Genomic DNA, 25,385 nt, shown 5'->3' with positions numbered 1-25,385 from the left:
TGATAAATGTTTACATAATAATAGGAACAATTTTCTTCTTCCCCCCTTAATAAGGGGGGTAGGGGGGATTAATCTTTCGTATGAACACCTTAGCTTACTTAACGACATAACCGGATTTATTAATGTCGTTAAGTCAGCAACATACAATAAATATGAGATATTGAGTGCTCCTATATCCTTAAAAATCCCCCCTGCCTTCGGCATCCCCCCTTATTAAGGGGGGAATTTAGGGAGAGGATTCTGTTAAAATCTGATAAATGTTTACATAATAATAGGAACAATTTTCTTCTTCCCCCCTTAATAAGGGGGGTAGGGGGGATTAATCTTTCGTATGAACACCTTAGCTTACTTAACGACATAACCGGATTTATTAATCTTATTGGGATACTACAGGTGTTCTTATTGAAAAAATACCAACGGACCGGAAAAATCTCTCTCTCCGGAGCTTTCTTGTGAGTATATTTATCATCTATCCGGAAGTGAAAGAATGGCATATCTCAGTGTAAACATAGACTATGTGGCTGTCATCCGTCAGGCGCGGAAAACGGTTGAGCCTGATCCGGTTTTCGCCGCCGGAATGGTGGAGCTAGCCGGCGCGCATGGGATCACCGCTCATCTGCGCGAAGACCGCCGTCATATTGTAGACCGTGACATTCGCTTGTTGAGAGAAGTGGTAAGGCTCCCCTTCAACCTGGAGATGGCGGCTACCGATGAGATGGTTGGCATTGCTTCCGAGATACGGCCAGATCTGGTCACCCTGGTGCCGGAGAAACGTCAGGAGATAACCACCGAGGGCGGCCTTGATGTCATCGCCAATCGGGAACGGGTAAAAGCGGCGGTAGACACTCTTCAAACCAGGGGTATAACAGTGAGTTTGTTTATCGACCCCTACCCGAAACAGATCGAGGCATCCAGGGAAATCGGGGCGCAGTGTGTCGAGCTTCACACCGGTGAATATGCAAACGCCAATACTCCGGAAGATGCCCGGATGCATCTTGAAGTACTGGAACGCGGCGCCCGGTTTGCGGAAGAATGCCGCCTGGAAGTGCATGCGGGGCATGGCCTGACATACAAGAATATTACGCCGGTAAGCAGAATTCGCGAGATAAAGGGATTTTACATAGGCCACTCGATCATGGCGCGGGCTGTTTATGTGGGAATAGACAGGGCGGTGAAAGATATGATTCACCTAATTCATAACCAGTAAAGAGGGAAGAAATGGTTCGTAAAACAGCAAAACTGAGGTCAAGCAGCAGATCAAAGTATTCGATGATATGGAGAGTTGGGCTGATTGTCTTACTGATTCTGGCGTCTCTTTGGGAGCTGTATCCTTCCCTGCGGTTTTACAGGCTGACCGACCAGGAGAGATCGCTCATGGATCCGGGAAAACTGGAAAAACTCCGGACGAAAGCTCTTAACCTCGGCCTCGATTTGCAGGGCGGCATTCACCTTGTCATGCAGGTCGATACCAAGGGAATTGAAAAAGATAAGATTACCGATGCTGTAGACCGGGCCATCACCGTGATATCCAACCGCGTCGATCAGTTCGGACTGGTCGAGCCGATTGTTCAAAGGCAGGGGACAGACCGGATTATCATCGAGCTTCCGGGCATGCGCGATGTGGAACGCGCCAAGAAACTGATAGGTACTACAGCGCGTCTGGAATTCAAGCTTCTCAAGAGCGACCAGGATATCAAATTTGTCACCGACAAAATTGATCTCTACCTTTCCGGGGCAAAAGATTCAACGCTCACCTCCTCCGCTGTTTCCGATACCGCTAAAGTTCTGTCCGGCGCCGAAAAACAGAAAAAATTCACCGGCATGCTGCAGTATACTCAGTCCGGGGGCGAACCAAGCTTTGACATGCTGGTCAAACCGGACGATGTTCCAAGGGTAAAGGTTATCCTTGCTGATCCGAATGTCCAGAAAATCCTCCAGAGCGCAGGAGATGTATTTCTCTGGGGACCCGATAAAGCCCGTGAGGATGGTCTGCGCGAGCTTTTCCTTCTCAATGCGGCCAGCGAAATGACCGGCGACAAGGTAGCGGACGCCAAGGTGTCAGTAGGTTCCGGCATGAGTGCGGGTCAGTCCGAGGTGCAGATGGAGAACACCAAGGACGGCGCGCGTGAATGGGCTCGAATCACCGGGGCGAATATCGGAAAGCGTCTCTCTATTGTTCTTGATAACACCGTTTACTCCTCGCCGAAGATCATTGACCGGATTCCCGGAGGAACTTCGCAGATCACCGGTAGTTTCACAAACGAAGAAGCCCGCGACCTTGCCCTGGTGCTCCGTTCCGGCGCCCTGCCTGCTTCGGTTGAGATTCTCGAAGACCGGACGGTCGGCCCTTCCCTGGGCGCGGATTCCATCCGGAGCAGCAAGAATGCATTCATCATCGCCATGGTGGCCATTATTGCGTTCATGCTGATCTATTATATGGGGCAGGGTACGATCGCTATCGCCGCTCTGTTTCTCAATGCGCTTTTCATTCTCGCCTACCTTGCGTTCTTCCGGGCTACTCTTACTCTGCCCGGTATGGCCGGTATCATTCTGACCATGGGTATGGCGGTCGATGCAAACGTGCTGGTATTCGAGCGTATCCGTGAGGAGCTGCGGCTCGGAAATACCAGCAAGGTAGCTGTCGACAACGGATATTTCCGCGCTCGATGGTCAATTCTCGATTCGAATATCACCACCTTCCTGACCGGAATCATTCTCTATAATTTCGGCACCGGACCCATCAAGGGATTTGCCCTCACCCTGATGGTCGGTATCGTATCCACCGTCTTTACGGCTCTGGTAGCATCGAAAGTATTTACCGATCTGCTCACCCTGAAACTGCACCATATTTCGGTGGGTAAACTGGCGGTGTTCAAGAAGGCCAAGTTCCCTTTCATCAGATTCCGAAAATGGGCGTACCTGTTTTCAGGAGTGATTATTCTAAGCGGAATTGGGTCGATAATTTACCACGGCGGCCCAAAGTATTCCATTGACTTTTTAGGCGGATCGCTTATCGAGCTTCACTTCGACAAGCCGGTGCAGATCGGAAATATACGCAGCGCGCTCGGGAAGGTGGATGTGAAAGGAACCGACCTTTCCACCAGTGAAATCCAGTTTCTGGGGAAAGGCGGCCAGGATGTTCTCATCCGCATCATTAAAGTCGGGAATATGCAGGAGACTTCCGACAAGGTGAAAGATGCCCTCAGAGCTAGTTTTGTTGGAAGTATTCCGAGTGATGAGACCAAATGGGTGCTTCGTGAGGAAATGGTAGGGCCTTCCATCGGAAGCGAACTGCGCGGAAAGGCATGGTGGGCTATTATCTGGTCGCTGGTGGTGCTCCTGATCTATATATCCATACGGTTTGATTTCAAATTCGGATTGGGCGCGGTTATTTCGCTCCTCCATGATCCTCTGATAGTTCTCGGATTGTTCTCTATCCTCGGGAAAGAGATCTCTCTTACAGTTATCGCCGCCATACTCGCGATTATGGGGTATTCGATCAATGACACCATTGTGGTATTCGACCGAATCCGGGAAAAAATCCGAAAGGGAACCCCGGAGGGCTATCTTGTGACCCTGGATCGGGCCATCAACGAAACCCTTTCCCGGACGACCATCACCTCGTTCCTCACCCTTCTCACTGTGCTGTCGATCTTCTTCTTCGGCGGAGCGGTGATCCATGATTTCTCGTTCGCTTTGATCATCGGCATTGTGATCGGAACATACTCATCGATCTATGTGGCAACCCCGGTTGTAGCCGAGTGGTATCTCAATATTACCTCAAAAAAGAAGAAATAGCTGCAAAGAGACAAAGTGACAGAGAAAAAAAGGAAAGAAAAAGGGACAGCTTATCGGGCTGTCCCTTTTCGTCAATCGAAAGAATTCCTCGCAACTCTGCTACGCGAGTGAATCATTTACAGGCTGTATCGGTTTACCTTGTTTTTTACATTTTCCCGGAATATATTGTAAAAAGAATAATATATGTGCTTAACCGGGCGATGGAATAGGTACAAAGTGGTAAGTCACTTTTTTGATATGACTTAGTGTTTAAGAGGCTTTTCATGAGGCTTTTAGTAGTATCAAACAGGTTACCGGTTACGGTGATAAATAAAGATAAAAAATTACTTTTTCAGGAAAGTGTTGGTGGGCTTGTTTCCGGTATAAGCGCTTACCTGGACTCCCTTAAAGGCTCTTCTTTCATCGAATCGGATTATCTATGGGTTGGCTGGCCGGGTATAACTCTTTCGGGAGAGCAGGAAAAAGAACTGAAATATCGAGATCTGGCGGAATTTCATGCATATCCGGTTTTTGTCCCGGAAGAAACTATGGACAAATTTTACCACGGTTTCTGCAACAAGACCATCTGGCCTTTGTTCCATTATTTCCCATCATACGCCGCCTTTGACGAAGACTGTTGGGATTGCTACCTGGAAGTCAACAAGCTTTTTTGTAATACTGTACTGGAAATGTGCAAACCGGATGATATCGTCTGGATTCACGACTATCATCTCATGCTCCTTCCCGCACTCCTCAGGAAAAGAGCGCCGGATATTCCCATCGGTTTCTTCCTTCATATCCCATTCCCTTCGTTTGAAATATTTCGACTATTGCCGCGAAAATGGTCAAGAGAAATACTGGAGGGCCTCCTGGGGGCCGACCTGATTGGATTTCATACTTATGATTATACCCAGAATTTTCTGAGGTGCGTGCTTCGCATGCTGGGCTATGAACATAACATGGGGAAGCTGATCTTGGAAAGTCACAATGTGATGGTGGATACTTTTCCCATGGGTATTGATTTCGGTAAGTACCAGAATGTCGCGAAGAGCGCCGAGGTAAAAAAGCGAAGAAACCAACTATTAAAACAGGTTGCGGATCACAAAATTATCATGTCCGCTGACCGCCTGGATTATTCGAAGGGAATTCTAAATAGACTGAAAGGGTACGATGCGTTTCTCGATAAAAATCCCGATTATCATGAAAAAGTAATTCTCATTCTCCTGGTTGTTCCTTCACGAATAGGAGTAGAGAAGTACCAGCAGATGAAAAAACAGATAGACGAATATGTGGGGAAAATCAACGGAAAATTTGGCAGTCTCACCTGGACGCCCATAATTTATCTCTATAAGTATGAATCGCTCTACCCATTGGTGGCTCTTTACAGCATCAGCGACATAGCCCTGATCACTCCCTTACGTGATGGTATGAACCTTATCGCCAAAGAATATGTATCCGCCCGTATTGATCAGACGGGAGTTCTGATCCTCAGCGAGATGGCGGGTGCAGCCAAGGAACTGGGAGAAGCCATCCTCATCAATCCCAACAGCATTGAGGAAATATCAGACGCACTGAAGCAGGCTTTGGAAATGCGTGAAGAAGAGCAGATAAGGCGGAACCGGATCATGCAGACTCGGCTCCAACGGTACGATGTGGTAAAATGGGCGGAAGATTTTATTCATAAATTGACATCCTCTAGAATCGATTATAACCGATTCAAAGCTCGCTTTCTCAATCCGGCGGTTTGGAGCAGCTTGATCCGGGATTATAAAAATGCCCGGAAAAGACTGATACTGCTTGATTATGACGGAACGCTGGTGCCATTCGCGGACCGTCCGGAATTGGCGAAACCGGACAATGCTATTCTTAGACTTCTGGAATCACTCCATGAAGATTCTCAAAATGAAGTTGTCATCATCAGCGGAAGGGACAGGAAAAACCTTGAGAGTTGGTTTGGATCACTTGGTATTGGTTTGGTAGCTGAACATGGCGCCTGGATCAAAGAATCAAAAGGGGAATGGAATCTGATGGAGATGATGACCGCTGACTGGAAACCGCACCTGTACACCATTCTGGAGAATTATGCAGACCGTCTTCCGGGCGCCTTTATCGAGGAAAAAGATTTTTCGCTTGTCTGGCATTATCGAATGTCTGATCCCGAGCAGAGTTCCATTCGGGCAAAAGAGCTCCTTGATGACCTGGTTAATTTTACCGCTAATATAAATGTACAGATTCTCCAGGGAAACAAGGTGATTGAAGTGAGAAATTCGGATATCAACAAAGGTACAGGGACATTGCATTTTCTTTCCGGAGAAGCGTACGATTTCATTCTGGCCATCGGCGATGATTGGACCGATGAGGATCTTTTCAAGGTTCTTCCCGAAAGCGCATATACCATAAGGGTAGGAATGACCTGGTCCTATGCCCGGTTCAATCTTATGAATTACAAGCAGGTTCAACAACTTTTACAGGATATTGTTTCATGAGCGAACCTTTCTATTTTTTCTCTCAAGCTGAACTTATTCAACTTCTGGGCATCACTGCACGCAATCCTGTTGAACTCGTGGAGGGGCTGAAAAGAGTACCCACGTTGTCCATATACTACCATACTCACAAATTCCTTCAGCAGCACCATTATCTTTCTCCGGAGCCGCCGAACGATTTCGCTTACTGGCTGACCAATATTCTCAATCTGAAAGAGCTGGGAGAGGCAGTTGCCAGCGTGGATATCTTGATTTACAGAAATGTGGAAGATTTGCGTAATGGATTACTCGGAATTCTGCATGATTACCTGTCTAAAGGGAAATATGTGGTAGATGCCCCGGAAGGCGGAGAATTCCATTTCATGAGCTGCAAGTTATTCGTTTTGCCCACACCATATGTCTCCCATAACCCGCACGAGTTCATAGAAGCAGTCAGAATGATAAATTACCACTCTCTCTATTACCATGTCTTCGAAGCTCGTTTGCGCCTCGCCGAAGATGAAAACGATTTCACCGCCTGGTTCAAAGGCATTGGGGAAGCGCGTATTGCAAAGGAACTTTCCAGGCTTGATCCTTATACCATAACACTGGAAGGCTTACGTGAAAAAATCATACAGGTGGTTGAAAAGTATGCCGGAACTTAAAGAATACATACCCATTGTGGGTCAGCATGTCATAGACGAACTCTCGTTCCTGTCTGGGAAATTGAGTGGGAAAACCATCGAAAATATCAATTCCACCGCGGTGGGAGGAGGTGTGGCAGAAATTCTCACCCGCATGATCCCCCTGCTCCGTGAATTGGGAGTGGATGCCCGATGGGAAGTAATCAAAGGAAACGAAAGGTTTTTTTACATCACAAAAAAAATGCATAATGCCCTGCACGGAATTGATGAGAAAATTTCTCCGGAAGAATACAAATTTTTTCTGGAAGTGAACCGTCACAATGCTCAGGAAATGAACCTATACGGAGATATCATTTTTATCCACGATCCCCAGCCGGTAGCACTCGTTGAAAAGAAGAAGAGCTTAGGGAAAAAATGGATATGGAGATGCCATATTGATTTTACCAAGCCAAAGCAGGACGTTATGGATTTTCTTAAAACCTATATCGAGCAATACGACTCCATGGTTTTTTCAGCCCCTGCATTTTCACGGGATCTGAAAATTCCCCAGATGCTTATCTCTCCGTCCATAGATCCGCTCAGCGAAAAGAATAAGGACCTTCCCCCCGAAATAATCGACTCTATAATTGAGCAATTCGGTATTGATAAAGAACGTCCGATTGTCACTCAGATATCCCGTTTCGACTACCTGAAAGACCCTGTCGGAGTAATAAGGGTATATCAAATGGTTAAAAAAAATATTGACTGCCAGCTTGTTCTGGCCGGCGGCGGAGCTACCGATGACCCGGAAGGTATGAAAGTGCTCGAGGAAGTTCGGGAACAGGCTGCAGATGATCCGGATATCCATGTCCTTTTCCTGCCGCCTTCCAGCGACAGGGAGATCAATGCACTTCAGCGGGCATCTTCGGTGGTCCTTCAGAAATCGCTGAAAGAGGGATTCGGTTTAACTGTGGCGGAGGCGCTCTGGAAAGCCAAACCGGTCATTGCCTCTGCAGTAGGAGGGATTCCCCTCCAGATAGCCCACAAGTACTCAGGAATACTAACTTATTCAGTCGAAGGAACTGCCTTCTACCTCAAGCAACTGCTCAACGAGCCGGACTATGCCCAAAAACTTGGTACGAACGGAAAAGAACACATCCGCAACAACTTCCTCATAACCCGTCACATCCGCGATTACCTCCTCCTTTTTCTCTCAATGTATTATAAAGACGATGTAGTGTATTTGTAAATTATTCGATTCAGCATACAGGAAGGATCGAATTCGCGATTCAGAAAGAAATATTTTTTAAAAGGAGGGATCCTTATCACTTTTTTTTATCCAATTCGTACTGTCCGGGCGGTCTTCGAGTGTGATCCCGATCTCTTTCAGGCTGTCGCGGATGCGGTCTGATAGCGCCCAATTCCTGTCCCTGCGGGCCTGAGCGCGGAGCTCGATGATGAGAGACATGAGATCATCGACCATGCTTTCTCCGGGCGCCGCCGTCTCGAATTCGATTCCGAAAATCTCGTTGCCGATGGTATCGAACACCTCTTTGGCGGCCTGCATCACTTCAGCCGCGCCGGGAGACTCCTCCGGCTCGCTGTTCACTATCCGCGCGATTTCAAACAAATGCCCCATTGATTTGGCGGTGTTGAAATCATCGTCCATTGCCTTGATGATATCCTGTTTATTCTGTTCGATTTCTGACCGTGGGGTTCCCAAGGTTTCCGGGGTTTCCGCAGGGGAAACCGGCAAGCCGGTTTTGGAAAGAACGAGTGTAATTTTACGGTAGGCGTTTCTCAGTCTTTCCAGCGCCGATTGGGCCTCACGGATTCTTTCTTCGGAAAAATCTATGGGCGAGCGGTAGTGTTTGAGAAGGAAAAATACACGGATCGCAATGGGATCGTACAGTTTTAGGATGTCCCGGACAGTGAGAAAGTTGCCGAGGGATTTGGACATCTTCTCACCTTCGATATCCAGAAAACCGTTATGGAGCCAATAGCGGGCGAACGGCTTTCCGGTGGCGCCCTCGGACTGGGCGATTTCGTTTTCATGGTGAGGGAAGATGAGGTCCTGACCCCCGGCGTGAATATCGAGGGTATCTCCGGCATAGCGCATGGACATTACCGAGCATTCGACATGCCATCCGGGACGGCCGGCCCCCCAGGGGCTTTCCCAGGAAGGCTCACCCGGTTTGGCGGCTTTCCAGAGGGCAAAATCCAGGGGATTCTTCTTCCGCTCGTCCACATCGACCCGGGCGCCTGCCTGCATCTTCTCTATATCGCGTCCAGAAAGCTTGCCGTAGCCGGGAAACGATGAGATATCATAATAAACATCACCATCCACCTCATAGGCATGCCCCCTCTCGACGAGAAGCCGGATAATGTCAAGCATGCTGTCTATGTTGTCGGTCGCCCGGGGATGCACAGACGCAGGCCGTACACCCAGTTTATCGCATCCCTCGAAGAAAGCCTCGGTATATCTCCGGGTAATTACCTTGAAATCCACACCTTCCAACGCCGCCCGGTTTATGATCTTGTCGTCGATATCGGTGATGTTTACGATGTAATTGACCCGGTATCCGGAGTATTCCATATACCGTCTGAAAATATCGAACATGATGAGCGGCCGGGCGTTGCCGATATGAAAGTAATCGTAGACGGTGGGTCCGCAGGCGTAGAAATTTACCAGCTTGTCCCTGAGAGGGATAAAATCCTCTTTCCTTCGACTCAGCGTGTTATATACTTTCAGTGCCATATCAGCGCTTTCCTTTCCGCTGGTATGCCATTTCAGCAATGGCGGTCACCAGCCGGGGGAAATCCATGCCCGAAGCGGCGGCGGATTTTGGAACCAGGCTGGTCGCAGTCATGCCGGGGAGAGAATTGGCTTCCAGGCAAACCGGAAGGCCGTCCCCATCCAGACGGAAATCGATCCGGGCGATATCTCGCAGTCCCAGGACTTTAAACACCTGTTCCGCAATAAGGCTTATGTTTGCCGAAAGTCCTCTCGATATGGGCGCAGGAACAAGATACTCGGTCATGTCGGGAAGATACTTGCATTCATAGTCGTACGTTTCGTGCGAGGGCCGTATTTCGATAACCGGAAGAGCTTTCCCATCCAGAACCGGAACCGACAGCTCTTTCCCCGGGAGAAAAGCTTCCGCCATGATCCGGGGATTGACTTGTGTAGCATTTTCCACTGCTTCCTCAAGGCGCCCCGGTTTTTTCACCACGGTGAGGCCGATGGTCGATCCCTGATCCACCGGTTTCACTACGCAGGGGAAGCCGACCCACTTTTCCACCCGTTTACGGGTGATGTCAGCGGCGGCGCCGGAAATCCAGGAAGCGGTTGGAATCTCACGGTACCGGAAAAGCATTTTGGAAATGATCTTGTCCATCGCCATCGCGCTGGCGGTGATGCCGGAGCCGGTGTATGGGATTCCCGCGGCTTCGAGGATGCCCTGGACGCCGCCGTTTTCTCCAAGACCGCCGTGAAGTGCGAGAAAGACCACATCGGTGCCGTCGCAGGATATCTTCTCTACTGCGCTGAAAAGGGTATATTTACCGTTCCACTCCACATCATACGCGGTTGCCTCGTGGGATGCTTTTTGCAGAGCCTCCGCGACCGCTTTTCCACTGTTGAGGGACACCTCGCGTTCCTCGGAGGAGCCGCCCATGAAAACCGCTATTTTCATTAAATTACCTCGATTATGCAAACTGCATGAGCCTCGATACCTTCATTGCGGCCGGTAAATCCCATATGTTCGGTGGTGGTGGCTTTGACAGAAACCAGATTGCGGGGGATGCCAAGCGCCTCCGCGATGTTTTCCGCCATGTGTTCCTTATAGGGAGAAAGCTTCGGTTCCTGAGCCACTACGGTAGTGTCGATGGATTGAATCTCCCCGTTACGGTCATCGATCAGCCTGGCGATTCGGCGCAGCAGCTCCAGGGAGCTGATACCTTCCAGCGAGGGGTCCGTATTCGGAAACATCTCCCCCAAATCCGGCATTCCCATGGCCCCGAGCAGGGCATGGCCCACCGCATGCGACAGGACATCTGCATCGGAATGTCCGAGAAGCCCCAAAGGCCAGGGGATTTCAACACCCCCCAAAATCAGTTTTCTTCCTTCAACGAGCCGGTGTGCATCGTAGCCGTGCCCGATTTTCAGCATCGTGTTTCTCCATTTTCAAACAGTTCCAGAATTGCCCCGGCAATTTTCAGGTCCGCCTGAGTAGTGATCTTGATATTCATATCGCTTCCTTCGATTACATGTACTGTATTTCCGAGCCGCTCCACCAGGATGCAGTCATCAGTGCCATAGTAACCCTCTTTTCGGGCGCGCTCGTGCGCCTCTCTGATCAAGGCGGTGCGAAAAACCTGCGGGGTCTGGGTAATCCAGAGTTTCGAGCGATCCGGGGTTTCGATAACGATGTCCTTTTCCACCGTCTTCACCGTTTCTTTCAGAGGACGCATTACGGTGACCGCTCCCCAGCGCTCCGCGGCCTTGATGCAGTCCCTGATCAGCATGGGTGTGATGAATGGCCGTACACCGTCATGCACAGCCACTATCACGCTCTTAGGCGAGAGGGCGGCAAGACCGTTCCATACCGAATCCTGACGCTCTTTTCCTCCCGGCACCACCCTGATCCGACGGTCGGCAGTCATTCGGCCTGTGATATCCACCGCCTGTCCGATTATCTCTTCCGCGATGGTAATCACGATCTCCCCGATCTCCCCGCAGGCGAGAAAAGGGCGAATCGTCCGCTCCAGAATACTCACGCCGCCGAGCATGAGGAACTGCTTGGGAACATCGGCGCCCATTCTTTTCCCTGTTCCGCCGGCCACTATTATTGCTGAGGTTATCATGGAAATTTTCTTTAGACCCTGAAACGGTTTTATCGTTCCCGCGAAGCGGCAACAAGTTCAGGGTGACCGCTTCGCTGTCATGCCGAACTCGTTTCGGCATCTTTACATTATATAGAATTCGTTTAAGTCGTTAAGTCAGTAACATACAGTAAAAAAGAGAAATTGAGTACTCTTGTGTCTTTAAAAATCCCCCCCCTTATTAAGGGGGGAATTTAGGGAGAGGGTTCTGTCAAATCCTAATAAATGTTAACATAGTAATAGGAACAATTTTCTTTTTCCCCCTTAATAAGGGGGGTAGGGGGGATTAACCTTTCGGATGATCACCTTAGCTTACTTAACGATATACCTGTTTCATAGAATCACCATCGCATCGCCGTAAGAATAGAACCGGTATCGCTCCTGTACCGCAATTCGGTAGGCTTCCAGAATTCTCTCTCTCCCCGCAAAAGCGCAGACAAGAAGGAGAAGGCTCGATCGCGGCAGATGGAAATTGGTGATAAGCATATCTATCGTCCGAAACCGGTACGGCGGCTTTATGAAAATATCGGTCCATCCCTCGAACGGCCTCAGGACTCCCCCGGCCGAGGCTGTTTCCAATGCCCGAACTGATGTTGTCCCGACCGCGCATACCCTTCCGCCCTTTTTACGGGCGTCGTTGACCGCATCCGCAGTGGCTGACGGAACTCTGCAAAACTCGCTGGACAGACGGTCGCTGTCGGCCAGCTCTTCAGTCAATGGCCGGAATGTTCCGATTCCCACATGGAGAGTAACCGCAGCAATCGTGATCCCTTTTGACATGAGGGTGTCCAGGATTGCCCGGGTGAAATGCAATCCCGCGGTTGGAGCAGCCACCGCCCCTCGGTTACGGGCGTATACGGTCTGATACCGCTCACGGTCATCCCAGGATGGTTCATGCCGGATATAGTGGGGCAGGGGGGTTTTCCCGAGCTTGTCCACCATAGCATCAATATCCAAATCCGATTCCAGGCGGACAAGGATAGTGCCGGTTTCTCCCTTACCAAGAACTACCGCCCGGAGCTGCCCCTCGCCGAAAATCACAGCCGTCCCTTCACGGAGGCGCCGTGAGGGCCGTGAAAGCGCTTCCCATGTTCCATCGCCGCCGGGGCGAAGGAGGAATATCTCGACTTCGCCGCCGGTTTTTTCCTTCATCCCGATAAGCCTCGCCGGAAACACCCGGGTATCATTGACCACCAGGATGTCCCCCTTTTCGAGGTATTCCGGGAGATCGGTGAATGTGCGGTGAAAAACAGCGCCGTCAGGGGCGAGAACCATGAGCCGTGAACGGTCGCGCTCCTCCGCCGGTTTCTGGGCGATAAGGTCTGCCGGGAGAATATAGTCATAGGCGTTGAGGTTCACAGCCGGTTATCGCCTGAAGAAAAGATTTTGAAAACGCGGTTCCATGAAATTTTCCCGGAGAAAGGCTATCCACAAATGTTATAATTTACCATATGGATGAGAATAAGTCAAGGAAGGCCGGACGCAGGTTTAGTGAAATGACTATTGACTTGCACTGTTCTGCGCTCTATCTTGATAAATCTCTTTTTTTATATTTCCGTACGTGTTTACACAAAGGGAGTACATCCGAGTGAATGCCTGGCATAATATGAACATCGATGAAGTTCTCATACAACTCCAAAGCGACAGTAACCAGGGGCTTACCTCCCGGGAATACCGCGCCGAAAAGGCCATGTCGGCTAAAACTAACCGGGAGATAAAATATCTATGAAATCATCGCTTACAGAGTCAAACCCCATGTGGCATACCTTGCCCATTGAAACCATATACTCTCGCCTGAAATCTGCACCCACCGGATTGACCAGCGCCGAGGCAACACGACGTTTGGCCGAACACGGTCCGAATGAACTGCAAGCCGCCCATCGTATCTCGCCGTGGACGCTTCTTTTTGAGCAGTTCAAAAATGTGTTGATTGTCATTCTCCTTGTGGCGACGGCACTCTCCGCCTTTCTTGGGCATGGGATTGAAGCCATCGCCATCGCTGTTATTGTGCTGTTTGCCGTGCTGTTGGGTTTTGTGCAGGAATACCGGGCCGACCGCGCTATCGAGGCGTTACGCCAAATGGCTGCGCCCACAGCAACCACCCTTCGCGATGGAGAGGAAGTTGAACTCCCGGCCCGCGAACTGGTGCCTGGCGATGTCGTCCTCTTGCGAGCGGGTGACAAAATCCCCGCCGACGTCAGGCTGATAGAGGCCGTCAACTTGCAGATTGAAGAGGCCGCGCTCACGGGTGAGTCGGTTCCCGTTGAAAAGCGCATCGCCCCTCTCAACAACCATGAATTGGCATTAGGTGACCGCAAGAACATGGCTTACGCCGGTACAGTCGCGACCTATGGTCGAGGCCGCGCGATGGTCGTATCAACGGGCATGAACACCGAGTTCGGCAAGATTGCCCAAATGTTGCAGACAGTCGAAACTGGCAAAACCCCATTGCAAGTAAACTTGGATAAGCTCGGTCACACATTGGCACGGGCCGCCTTCGTAGTCGTGGCAATCATTGTTGCCCTCGGCCTGTTTCGCGGTCAGCCGTTCATCGAAATGTTCATCTTCGGCATTGCGCTCGCCGTTGCTGTCGTCCCCGAGGCATTGCCCGCTGTGGTCACTATCTCACTCGCTATCGGTGTCCAAAGAATGGTCAAGCGCCATGCGCTAATGCGCCGCCTTTCGGCAGTTGAGACTCTTGGGAGCACTTCGGTCATCTGCTCTGACAAAACCGGCACACTGACCAAAGACGAGATGACAGCTCGCAAAATCTTTGTCGCCGGGCAAATGATTGAAGTTTCCGGGGCAGGTTATGAGCCGCACGGCCAATTCTCGCACGAAGGACACGCCGTTGAACCCTCTGACCCGCTGAAACTGCTGTTGCGGGCCGCGGCACTTGCTTCCGACGCGCACATCGTTCATAACGAGTTGGAAGACCGATGGCATGTTAAAGGCGACCCGACGGAAGGCGCTTTGGTAGTGGCCGCGGGCAAAGCTGGGATGACCAAAGCCGGCCTTGAGTCGCAATTCCCCCGCGTGAATGAAATTCCGTTCACCTCCGAAACCAAGCGCATGACCACACTCCACACCGGGCCTGAGGGCGCGATAGCCTACTCCAAAGGCGCACCGGAAATCATCCTTGATTCATGCGCGCGGCAGTTGGCGGCAGACGGGGAGATAGCCCTTGACTCCGAGAGTCGGGAAATGATTTTGGAAACGGCCCGCCAGATGGCAAGCGAGGCGTTGCGCGTTCTGGCGGTAGCCTCCAAGCCGGGCGCAACGCTGGAAAACGCCGAACACGAAATGACATTCCTCGGATTGGTGGGCATGATTGACCCGCCGCGCCCCGAGGCGAAGGCCGCGATTCAGACGTGCGAGCAGGCCGGTATTAAGCCAGTGATGATTACGGGCGACCACCCCCTCACCGCGCAAGCAGTGGCCCGTGAACTGGGCTTGTTCAAGACAGGCCGCATCATTACCGGCGCGGAACTGGAGGCGATGAGCGAGGAGGAGTTTGAGCGCGAGGTTGAAAACATCGAGGTGTATGCCCGCGTTTCCCCGGCGCATAAACTGCGCGTGGTCACAGCCCTGCAAAAGAAAGGCCACATTGTTGCGATGACGGGCGACGGCGTGAACGACGCGCCAGCGCTCAAAAAGGCCGACATCGGCATTGCGATGGGCATCACCGGCACAGACGTGACCAAAGAGGCCGCCGACATGACGCTCACCGACGACAACTTTGCTTCCATCGTTGCGGCAGTGGAAGAGGGGCGCGGCATTTTTAGCAACATAAAAAAGTATTTAATGTACCTGCTCTCGTCCAACATCGGCGAAATCGGCTTGATGGCCGGAGCAACTCTGCTGGGTATGCCTCTGCCGCTGACCGCCGTGCAAATCCTGTACGTCAACCTTGCTACCGACGGCTTGCCCGCTCTGGCTTTGGCCGTAGACCCGCCCGAACCTGACCTCATGCGCCGCAAGCCGCGCAACCCGCGCTCCGGCATCTTCACCCGGCCAGTTATTACCCTGATGGTGGTGGGCGGGTTGTGGTCGATGTTCGTCAACCTGAGCCTTTTCGCTTGGGCATGGAATTCTGGCCGCAGCCACGAAGAGGCCATCACGATGACTTTTGTCTCGCTGGTACTGATTCAGTTCTTCAAAGCCTACAACTTCCGCTCCGACCGCCATTCGGCGCTAAACCGCCCATTTGCCAACAAGTGGTTGAACATAGCCATCTTGTGGGAATTAGCATTGTTGGCCCTAATCATTTACTTACCGATCCTGCATGAGCCGTTTGGAACGTTTAGCCTGCCGCTGGTTGATTGGGTCACTATTATCGCGCTGGCTTTCACCGTTTCGCCAGTGCTGGAACTGGCAAAGTGGATGGAGCGGCGCGGATGGTTTGGGAAGTTGAGTTAGGGGCATTTGCAACCGGGTCTCATTCCAAACACTGGCGGCCTAACACCGGGTTGCAGCCGATGTTGCTACCGCGCAGCTCCAGCGAAGGCTCGTGTACTTCTGGCGAGTCTTGTCCGCGAAGGAGTCTTCGACACCCGCAACGCGGCTGAACCCGACCGCGGTGATTCTCGAAACGGCTGATCAGAAAAAAGAATTTGTTGCGGTGAAAGGTTTGAAACGATGGGAGGAAATTCATGAATGTGCTGGTATACCTTCTCGTTGCGGTACTGGCGTTTGTCCTGGCAAGCCGCTTCTATGCAAAATACATCGCCAGATCGATCGGTGAAGACGCCGACCATAAGACGCCGGCCTGCACATTCAACGACGGCCGCGATTATGTACCGAGCAAGCGGTATGTGGTTTTTGCCCACCACTTCTCGGCGATAGCGGGAGCAGGGCCGATTATCGGGCCGACCATGGCGATCCTGTACGGATTTGTTCCCGCCTGGCTCTGGGTGGTGCTCGGAGGTATTTTCATCGGCGCTGTCCACGATTTCACCGCTCTTTTCATCAGCATGCGCGAGGGGGGCAAATCCATGGCCGAAATCGCCCGCAAGACCCTCGGACAGGCCGGATTCAACCTGTTTATCATATTCACCATCGTGATGATCGTGCTGGTCACCTCATCGTTCCTCGCCGCTACCGCGATTTCGCTCACCTCGCTCTGGCCGGTCAGCAAGATTGGAGTAGTTGAGGGGCAGACCTTCCTGAAAACCGTGGTGAAAGACGGCGTTGTGCTGGGAAGAATCGGCGGAATCGCCTCCATGTCGGTCATTGTCATCACCCTTTCATCGCCCCTTCTCGGCTGGCTGATCTACCGGAAAGGTATTAAAGCTATTCCGGCCTATCTTCTGGCGTTCACCATCTGTGTGGGGTCGGTTCTCCTGGGAATCCAATATCCGATAACACTCGATTCCATCACCTGGATGATCATTATCTCGATTTACGTTCTCTTTGCCGCGGGACTTCCGGTCTGGCTGGTTCTTCAGCCCCGTGATTTCATCAATGTCCAGATTCTTTACGGCGGCATTATTCTCATGGTCTTTTCCGTGCTCTTGACCGGATTCGGCGGGCTTGCGATTTCCACTCCGAGTTTCAACATGGCGGATGGCGTCAAGAGCCTGGGTCTGCTCTGGCCGATGATGTTCATCACCATTGCCTGCGGGGCTATCTCCGGTTTCCATGCCCTGGTCGCCGGGGGAACCACCTGCAAACAGCTTCCGAACGAGTGCGACGCCCGTCATGTGGGCTTTAACGCCATGCTCCTCGAATCCGCTCTCGCCGTCTGCGTGCTCATAGCCCTCGGGGTTGGACTGAGCTTTGCGGATTACAAGGCTATTGTGTGGCCTTCCGACCCAGGTGTAAAATCCAACCCGATTCTTGGATTCTCCCTGGCCGCCGGGAACCTCTTTCACCAGGGACTGGGGATATCGGTCGCACTGGGTTCTGTGTTCGGAATCCTTCTGGTGGAAGGATTTGTCATCACTACCCTCGATGCGGCTGTAAGGCTTAACCGATACCTGTTCGAGGAGCTCTGGCAGATCGTATTCAAAAATCCGCCCGCCATCATGAAACATTACTGGTTCAACTCCGGCATTTCGGTGATCCTGATGTGGATTCTGGCCTATTCCAATGCATTCAGCCAGCTCTGGCCGATTTTCGGGGCCGCGAACCAGCTCCTGGCAGCGCTCGGTCTCATCGCGGTTTCAAGCTGGCTCCTCCTCCGGAAGAAAAAATTCTTCTTCACTTTGATTCCTGCGGTGTTTATGATTGTGACCACGCTCGCTTCTCTGGTAATCTTGTTTAACAATTATATGGCTCACCAGAAATATATCCTGGTTGCGACCGACATTCTGCTCTTTCTCCTCGCAATCGGGGTAATTGCCTTGGCGATAAGGACATTCATGAAACCTGTTCCGGTGGAATAAACAAGTATTGTATGCGTCTTTGGAGCCTTCATCCTCTATATTTTGACCACATTTATAAGATGGTACGGCAAAAAGTATCTTGTTGCTGCCAATGCTCTAAAAAAACCTCACCCGGCCTTCGGCCACCCTCTCCTAATTAGGAGAGGGTAATAACTTGGCGCATAATGAGTTCCCCCCTCTCCTGACTAGGAGAGGGGGACAGGGGGTGAGGTAAAGAAACACCAGAAAATAATGTACAACTTACTTTTTGCCGAATCATCTTATAGGGAAGCGGAACATCGAGGCTGGAATTTTGACAGTACCAAAATAGCCGGCGGTCTTACCGACCATCAGATACCATTTTTTAATAGTGTTTCTTCATTCCCTTCTTCATTTCCTCAAAAATATTTTCCCCGGTGATTTCCTTCTCCCGCGGGGTCAACAGTTCACGGAGCATCTTCATATCCTCCTGACTCAGGTCGAGATCGAACTCTCTGTCGAGGCTCACCCTGGGATACAGGCGGATGATGCTTTTCAGATCACGGTAGAGATCGCTGTCCTCTTTTAAATTTTTCCCCATGATTCCAAAGAGATCCGTGATCTGGGATTTCGTCAGGTATATCTTCATATCATCCTGTTTTACTTCAAATAGAGCATTTTTCTTGTTATACGGGTATTCCCCGATTCCAGTATGATCAGGTATACGCCGCTGGAAAGCCCCGCGGCCTGAAACGGCTCGCTGTGGGGGCCTTTTTGATCGACCCGGTCGGCAAGAATCGAAACGGTCTGTCCGGCGAGATTCACCACCCGAAGTTTGATATGAGATTCGCTCGGAACATAATAGGTTATCACCGTCTCTTTGTTGAACGGGTTGGGGTAGTTCTGGTTCAGGGTAAAGGCCACGGGGACCGGGACAACAGGTTTTTCATATCCCCGGTTCACCTTGTAGGCTATGTGGCGCTGCTGAAATTCGGTCGAACCCAGAGCAATTACCATGATCGCTTTCTGGAAAGCACGCGGCGCAACTACGAGAGCAGGCGAATCAGTCAGCTTCTTCACCGCGTAATCAGTCGGGGAATTGTAGAGAATCACCTCTTTTTTCCAGATCCCTCCGTCGCGCTCATAAAAGTAGAAACTCAAGGAATCGCTGGCGGCGAAACCGTTCGGCGGGGAGATTTCGACATATTTAAAAGTGCATCGTTGAAAGGTGAGCGAATCAACCGCCGGAATGGTCATGTGAGTGGTGCCGGGGGTTGGCGCATTTTTAAAAAGGGCGGAGTCTTTCAGAAAATCCACCGGATTGGCGCGTTTCCCGGTAAAATAGAGCCAGACTCCCAGATCGTCGAGAGCAGCGGGCAGCCCCTCCGGGAGAACCATATTCAGGAGATCGATCTTTCCTGACTGACGGTCCCGGAATGTGTTCCAGACCTGACGGATGATGTCGTTGCCGTATTTTTTGGCCATAAAGAAGGCAAAAAGCGAAGCCCCGTACATAGATTGATCGTTGGTGTCGAGAGATATGTCACGGTTTAACAGGTAAGAGTCTATATAGTTCAGGTAGTCATTGACATCGTCCCAGGCATAATCCTCCATCCAGACAGCCGATTCCTCCATCCACCAGATCGCATCGCCGCCGCCATAATACGAATAGTGGATGACATGGAAGAATTCATGGGCGCTGGTGACCCGCAATGCCGCATAACCCTTGGTCGGGAAAACCGCATCGGTGTAATTGTTATCAAGAACGAGAAAGGATGAGCCCATGGTAGTAAAGCTCTCATCGGGATAGGTCACTCCATAGTATTTCTGCGGGGCGAGGTCTTCCAGATACACATCAACCGCATTCGATCCCCCCTGCATAGTGTCGGTTCTCGGTGCGCCGTAGCCAAGTTTGATGACCAGGGACCAGGCATATTCCAGATAAACCAGCGTGGAATCCACATAATCCGGTACCCCGTTCAGGTCACGGTCGGTCATGTTCGGTGCGTTGAAACCGGTGGTATCGTAATGCGCCCGGAAATGCTTATTGTTCGAATCGGCAAAAGCATCCATTGCGGGACGGCTTAATTCGGTGTATGCGGCGCGGAACGCCGCCGATTCGGCGCCGGTGCCGAACAAAAGCTGGTAAAGCTGCGGGGTGCCGCTTTTTACAAAACCTCTGTTTTCCGAATGCTGATGGAAAAGTTCCGACTTGTTCATGGTCTTCCCCGTCATTGCCAGCGCCGGGGTATATGGAAGAAGGAAAATAAGAATGGAGGGCAGAATTTTTGGCATGAAATATCCTATTTCAACAAGAGAGCCTTGGTGGTTTTCGAGCCGTACGGAGTGACAATGCTGATGAAATACACTCCTCCCGCAAGGCCGGACGGTTTCCAGAGTATGCTCTTTTCTCCGGCGGTCAGTTCCCCGCTGAACAATTCCGCCGCCTTGCGGCCGAGGACATCGTAAGCTTTGATATCCGCATGACCGGCGCCCGGCATGGTAAACTGTATGGAGGTCAGGGGATTGAACGGGTTCGGGACAGCTCCTTTGACTGAGAATGCATAAAGAGGGGCGGAATCAACTGCGGTGCTGATATCCGTATCGATAACGAAATAACCGCTTTTCGCCTGCGTATCGGGGCAGGAGGTGACCAGAACGGCCCGGTCCCATGTCCGGGTGAGCCGCAGGGTGCTTGTCGCCTGAGACAATTTACGGATCTGATAGTCGTAGGGGGTCGTATAAAAAACCAGGGTATTCTCCAATGAGATTCCCGCCCGGGGTATGAGAGTGATGTTCAATGCGTCATTTTCTTTCCAGCTTCCGACGAACAGGAGTTCGGCATACCGGCTGGTCATATTGGCGATGAAAAGAGAATCATGGCTGGGATAAAAATTCTCTCGGAGGTCGATTCCCATGTTCTGTTTGAAAAGATTGCTGTCCGGGTAAAAGTCACGGGTATTGGCCTTGTCCTTGACAAAGTAGTTCCAGACCGCGAATTCGTTGAAGGCGGCGGGAAGCCCGATGGGGATAAGCGGGTTCATTGCGGCAAGTCCGGGATCGGGGGAGGTTCCCATCGTCTCCCAGATACGGCGGATATGATCGTCGCCGAACCTTTTGGCAAGGTACATGGGCCAGACAACCGCGCCGTACATGAAATTACCGTAACTGGCGTCAACTGTATCGAGAGGGAGCATTTTATAATTGAAAAAATTCCCCAGATACCAGAGATAATCATTCACATCGTCCCAGCCCCTGTTTTCCATCCAGGTGGCGGACTGCTCCATCCACCATGACCCTAAAGTTATCCACCACTCAGGACTGCGGCTCACCATGTATCCGAACTGGATCACATGGAAGAATTCGTGCATGGTGGTGACCTTCAGCCCCGCCATCCCCTGGGAAGGATACTGTTTTTTGAGGTAACTGTTGTCGATGACAAAGTAAGCCGAGGACGGTCCTGAGGTCCACAGGTCCGGATAGGTTGAACCGTAATTGCCGGTTGCTCCAATATTACTGACATACACATCCACTTCATTTCCGCCTCCAACGCCGTTGTCGGGAAGAGGGGGCTTGTATCCGAGTGTATTCACCTGAAGGTCCCAGGCGTATTCAAGGAAAACCAGCGTCGAGTCGATGTAATCCGGCAGGCCGTTGTGATCGAGATCGGCCATGTCAGGAGCGTTATAACCGGTGCTGTCGAAGTGTACCAGGAAATGCTTCTCCCCGGAAAGAACCGAATTGGAGAGAGTATCCATTCGGTAGGAGGCGATTTTTCCGGTTCCGCCGATCAAATGTTTTAGCGCCTGCGGAGTGCCGCACTTGATAAAGCCGGGATCCAATTCGAACCCGTATCCCGCTGGTGCACCGGCAAGCCAGAATAAAACCGCAAGAAAGAAAATCTTTAACCGCTCGATCCTCATTGTTCCCTCGATAAAAAAGTAAAAAACCCGGAGTAAATCGTGTAAAAATATACCACATTCCGGGCGGCTTCACTACAGAAGAATTAAGCTTTAGTGTAAATACGTTTCAAGAAATGTTATTGTTCCCCGATTTTTTCATTGATGGCTTACGAGAATGAACAAGTGATGAAATCAGAGGATAACTCATACAACTCATGTTCATCAGTTTAATTGCGGCGATGTTGTGGAAAGTATTTATCGATATTGCGATTTCAGCGGAGAAAAGTGTAAGCTCATTTACTCTTTACAGATACTTAATCTCAGAATTCCCAGATGCTTGCGTTGGGGTAGGATCCCCCCTGTCCTTTATAAAGGGGGGCAACCGATACCATCGCGGTAGAATAGTTTTTCTTATTTTCCCCCTTAGTAAGGGGGATGTCACCGAAGGTGACAGGGGGATTATCTTTGGATACCTCGACGCTTAGTTCATTACCGGAGCAATATGAAAAAAAAGCGCCTCCAAACCTCCAGCACACTATAGTTTTACTTCACAGTATATTCAACAAGCTCATCACGGTACCTCTTGTTTTCCGGTTCAGTCTGCTCGGTGAGCACTATTCCGATTCCCTTTGCGAAAAAAATGTATCTTGTCCCATTTTTTCCGTTTTCGTCATAGCTGATTTGCCTGACTTTCAGGCAGTCTCGGAAAGTTCCGGCAGGCACGATTACTTTCTCCTTATTGCTCTCGACCAGGAATGTGCCCGATAACAATTCACCAAGGTTTGTCTTTTGCCGTATTTCCCATGAGGCCCCGACATTCTGGGCATCATGGGAGATGATGATCATTGGCGGTTCGAAATCGACAAGCCTCCGCTCCCGGCTGGGTTCTGTGCTGATGGAGGCCAGGACGATATTCCCTTCAGAATCTTTTTGAAGCCACTGATATGATCGGCTTCCATTCTGATCTTCGTTTTCCTTCACGATGGCTTCTTTATCCCCGACGAACAGCTTACCCCAAACAACCACCTTGTCCGTGCGGGATGAAATGCCGCTTTTTCCAATGGGGGTCGTTTTGTAAAGCCATGAATCGCCTTTCCGGAGTGGATAGTAATCGGCTCCTGTCTGGGCGGAGACTGCCGGCACACAATGAAGTACGACGAAAAGGGATAGCAGGGGAATGAATATCTTCATGGCAGACCTCCGTAATAGATATTATTTCCTTCTAATCGTCATATCATTGAATTACGATGTATCTATCGGGTTAATAAGTATCTATACTATTCTATTGTCAAGCTGATTTTTAACAGTTTAAATTTTAGAATTCTTTAAACACGGGCATTCGCAGGCATAGGAATATTTCTTGGCACTACCCATTGCCTGTCTTTATGTTACCTTTTTTTCTCGGCGTCTTTTTCCTCGAAGAACGATGTGAAATCATACGAGGTATGGTCGCGGTTCAGGTGAAAATTGACCCAGCCGGAGGTTTCCCGCAGTTTCCAATCGCGAGGTCCGATCACTGTTGTTCGAATCTGCTCCAGCTCGCCGTACTGTTTGGCCCGGATATATACACGGTTCCACACACAGGGACGGTCGGGGTAAACCTCGCAGGCGTCGAGCCGCGAACCGCCGCAGGGCCCGTTGCGCTCCTGCTTCGGGCACTGCGACTGCGGACAGAGGAACTGAAGCTCCGGGAGGGCGCAGTCCCCGCAGTCCCTGCAGTCGAAGAGGACCTGTTTGGCGGCATGCTCGAAAAAGTGGGATACCGCACCCAGCGGTTTGACCGAATCGAGAATCCGTGAGGTGAAACGCATGATTCCGCTCAAGGCGCCATCTTTCACGAAAAAAAGTTTGTGAAGGAGCCTCATGAGCAGGTAGGTTCCCCATCGGCCCCGGAGCTTACTGGTTGCGGGTGAATGCGCGGTCGCGCCTGTCTGGCCGAGATAGTATGCGCCGGTTGGAGCGAAATTCAGCTTTTCGATGCATTCCTCCCAATTCGGTTTCAGCTCGGCGGCGCGGCCGAGGATGGTTTCCACCATATCGAATTTCAGCACCATGGCCTCAATATGCGCTCCTCTGAATCCCAGCCCCATGAGGACTGCGACCTGCATGGCGGCGCGTTCGAGCGAGCCGGCTTTCCCCTTGTCCGCTTCTTCCGCCTCACGGCTCACTGCCTGAAGGAGTTCGTCTGTTACCATAGCTCCGGCAACATCCCCGCGGCTCATTGCAGCAGCGGCGCCCTTCCGGAGAATGAACACGCTCCCCAGAACGGGGACTTCGATCCTGTTTTCACGAATATACTGCATAAAATCTTTCAGCTTGCGGGCGTCGAAACCGAGCTGGGTGATGAAAAACTGCGCCCCGGCGCGGGCTTTCATTTCCATCTTGTAAAGCTGGAACATCAAGCCGACCTCGGTATTCTTGTAAGGGGAGACTACCGCGCCATGGAAAAAATCGGTGCGAGGCCCGTCTTCGAGAGAGCGGTCGGTGAAATTCACCCGTTTCCCACGGTTCATGAGGGTAAACATGGTGAGAATATGGATGGGATCGAGATCGAAAACGGGCATGGCCAGACCCAGTTGTCCGGCGGTCTGAAAATCGCCGCTCATGACGAGAACATTCCGAAGCCCCATGCGGTCAAGCGCAAGCGCCCGCGATTCCACCATGTTACGGTTCATGTCTTTGGCAGGAAAATGCACCAGAGCGGGGATGCCGATTTTTTCTATTTCAAGGGCGAGCATGTCCGGTGAGATTGCCGGGGTACCGCCGGGGTTGTCGGTTAGGCTCAGAGCATGAACCAATCCAGTATCCCGGCATTTTTCCGCAAAGGCAAGAATCTCATCGAGCTTCTTGTCATGCGACACCCGGCCGGGAATATGCTCGCAGGTGATTACAAACCGGTCAGATTCCGAAATCAGATATTTTAACGTATCGGTCTTATCTTCCATGCATCACCTCATTCGTTGAAAATGGTTTATTTTATTATGAATTCTACAATAATAATAGGATTTAACAGTTTTCACAACCATAAAGTTGCAGATTTTACGGATTGAAAAGCAAAATTAAGACTGTTATTTAACATAATATGGATATTTTCCTTTTAAAAAGGAAAACCTTTGGCTATAATAGTGTTTAACGATTTTATCAGGTAACAATTTTCGGTTATGTCGTTAAATCAGCAACATACAGTAAATAAGAGAAATTGAGTGCTCCTGTGTCTTTAAAGATCCCCCCTGCCTTCGGCATCCCCCCTTATTAAGATACTATGGTATACCCGATGGGGATTGACAGGGATAAAAAAAGAGGCTACCTTCCCAGAAAGGTTTTCGGATAAACCATAACCGACGTGGTCGCAGAGCGCCACAAGGAGAAAGGGAGGCAGCCTCATGAGAAAGA

At 50.8% G+C, this 25,385-nt stretch carries 18 protein-coding genes; 8 read left to right on the top strand and 10 right to left on the bottom strand.

Annotation, left to right across the window (positions count from 1 at the left end):
• The first annotated feature begins 487 nt into the window (after window positions 1-487).
• From Q8O92_14950 to Q8O92_14930, 5 genes are all read left to right on the top strand, one after another.
• Window positions 488-1,207: a pyridoxine 5'-phosphate synthase gene (locus Q8O92_14950; GenBank protein MDP2984615.1), complete on the top strand. Its 720-nt coding sequence runs from the start codon at window positions 488-490 to the stop codon at window positions 1,205-1,207.
• An 11-nt stretch (window positions 1,208-1,218) separates the two neighbouring features.
• Entirely contained in the window at window positions 1,219-3,798 is a 2,580-nt protein-coding gene (gene secD / locus Q8O92_14945) for a protein translocase subunit SecD (GenBank protein ID MDP2984614.1), read from the top strand.
• Between the two features lie 263 nt (window positions 3,799-4,061).
• Window positions 4,062-6,263, top strand: coding sequence for a bifunctional alpha,alpha-trehalose-phosphate synthase (UDP-forming)/trehalose-phosphatase (locus Q8O92_14940; protein MDP2984613.1), 2,202 nt, complete (start codon window positions 4,062-4,064; stop codon window positions 6,261-6,263).
• Complete coding sequence (locus Q8O92_14935; protein MDP2984612.1) at window positions 6,260-6,904, top strand: DUF5752 family protein; 645 nt, start codon at window positions 6,260-6,262, stop codon at window positions 6,902-6,904. Before Q8O92_14940 ends, Q8O92_14935 begins: the two co-directional genes overlap by 4 nt.
• Window positions 6,891-8,111, top strand: coding sequence for a glycosyltransferase (locus tag Q8O92_14930; protein MDP2984611.1), 1,221 nt, complete (start codon window positions 6,891-6,893; stop codon window positions 8,109-8,111). The genes Q8O92_14935 and Q8O92_14930 overlap by 14 nt, the downstream gene beginning before the upstream one ends.
• 57 nt (window positions 8,112-8,168) lie before the next feature.
• Here the strand turns inward: Q8O92_14930 and cysS are convergent, their stop codons facing one another.
• The 5 genes from cysS to queA all read right to left on the bottom strand — a co-directional run bounded on the left by cysS (window position 8,169) and on the right by queA (window position 13,105).
• A complete protein-coding gene (gene cysS, locus Q8O92_14925; protein MDP2984610.1) occupies window positions 8,169-9,620 on the bottom strand; it encodes a cysteine--tRNA ligase in 1,452 nt (483 codons plus the stop codon).
• 1 nt (window position 9,621) lies between these two features.
• Window positions 9,622-10,557, bottom strand: a complete 936-nt coding sequence (locus Q8O92_14920; protein ID MDP2984609.1) for a D-alanine--D-alanine ligase — start codon at window positions 10,555-10,557, stop codon at window positions 9,622-9,624.
• Entirely contained in the window at window positions 10,557-11,030 is a 474-nt protein-coding gene (ispF, locus tag Q8O92_14915) for a 2-C-methyl-D-erythritol 2,4-cyclodiphosphate synthase (protein ID MDP2984608.1), read from the bottom strand. Before ispF ends, Q8O92_14920 begins: the two co-directional genes overlap by 1 nt.
• Window positions 11,027-11,728, bottom strand: a complete 702-nt coding sequence (ispD, locus tag Q8O92_14910) for a 2-C-methyl-D-erythritol 4-phosphate cytidylyltransferase (protein ID MDP2984607.1) — start codon at window positions 11,726-11,728, stop codon at window positions 11,027-11,029. Before ispD ends, ispF begins: the two co-directional genes overlap by 4 nt.
• A 351-nt stretch (window positions 11,729-12,079) precedes the next feature.
• Window positions 12,080-13,105 (bottom strand): tRNA preQ1(34) S-adenosylmethionine ribosyltransferase-isomerase QueA, encoded by a 1,026-nt coding sequence (queA, locus tag Q8O92_14905; protein ID MDP2984606.1) that lies wholly within the window; start codon window positions 13,103-13,105, stop codon window positions 12,080-12,082.
• Between the two features lie 229 nt (window positions 13,106-13,334).
• Between queA and Q8O92_14900 the strand changes: the two genes are divergently transcribed.
• The 3 genes from Q8O92_14900 to Q8O92_14890 all read left to right on the top strand — a co-directional run bounded on the left by Q8O92_14900 (window position 13,335) and on the right by Q8O92_14890 (window position 18,132).
• On the top strand, window positions 13,335-13,475 hold the full coding sequence (locus Q8O92_14900) for a hypothetical protein (GenBank protein MDP2984605.1): 141 nt from the start codon (window positions 13,335-13,337) through the stop codon (window positions 13,473-13,475).
• Window positions 13,472-16,165, top strand: coding sequence for a cation-translocating P-type ATPase (locus Q8O92_14895; protein MDP2984604.1), 2,694 nt, complete (start codon window positions 13,472-13,474; stop codon window positions 16,163-16,165). The genes Q8O92_14900 and Q8O92_14895 overlap by 4 nt, the downstream gene beginning before the upstream one ends.
• Before the next feature lie 233 nt (window positions 16,166-16,398).
• Window positions 16,399-18,132, top strand: a complete 1,734-nt coding sequence (locus Q8O92_14890; GenBank protein MDP2984603.1) for a carbon starvation CstA family protein — start codon at window positions 16,399-16,401, stop codon at window positions 18,130-18,132.
• Window positions 18,133-18,475: 343 nt separating this feature from the next.
• On the opposite strand, the gene Q8O92_14885 is transcribed toward Q8O92_14890, so the two are convergent.
• From Q8O92_14885 to Q8O92_14865, 5 genes are all read right to left on the bottom strand, one after another.
• Window positions 18,476-18,739, bottom strand: a complete 264-nt coding sequence (locus tag Q8O92_14885; GenBank protein ID MDP2984602.1) for a hypothetical protein — start codon at window positions 18,737-18,739, stop codon at window positions 18,476-18,478.
• 11 nt (window positions 18,740-18,750) lie between these two features.
• Window positions 18,751-20,385 carry a T9SS type A sorting domain-containing protein gene (locus tag Q8O92_14880; protein ID MDP2984601.1) on the bottom strand — a complete coding sequence of 545 codons (1,635 nt, stop codon included), beginning with the start codon at window positions 20,383-20,385 and terminating at the stop codon, window positions 18,751-18,753.
• An 8-nt stretch (window positions 20,386-20,393) separates the two neighbouring features.
• Window positions 20,394-22,013: a T9SS type A sorting domain-containing protein gene (locus Q8O92_14875; GenBank protein ID MDP2984600.1), complete on the bottom strand. Its 1,620-nt coding sequence runs from the start codon at window positions 22,011-22,013 to the stop codon at window positions 20,394-20,396.
• 522 nt (window positions 22,014-22,535) lie between these two features.
• Window positions 22,536-23,183: a hypothetical protein gene (locus tag Q8O92_14870; protein MDP2984599.1), complete on the bottom strand. Its 648-nt coding sequence runs from the start codon at window positions 23,181-23,183 to the stop codon at window positions 22,536-22,538.
• 197 nt (window positions 23,184-23,380) lie between these two features.
• The gene (locus tag Q8O92_14865) at window positions 23,381-24,937 is read right to left on the bottom strand and encodes a methylenetetrahydrofolate reductase C-terminal domain-containing protein (GenBank protein ID MDP2984598.1); all 1,557 of its coding nucleotides are present in this window, start codon (window positions 24,935-24,937) and stop codon (window positions 23,381-23,383) included.
• Window positions 24,938-25,385 lie beyond the last annotated feature (448 nt).

Source organism: Candidatus Latescibacter sp. (assembly GCA_030692375.1).
Lineage (GTDB): Bacteria > Latescibacterota > Latescibacteria > Latescibacterales > Latescibacteraceae > JAUYCD01.
This window is presented reverse-complemented; position numbering and strand designations above follow the sequence as displayed.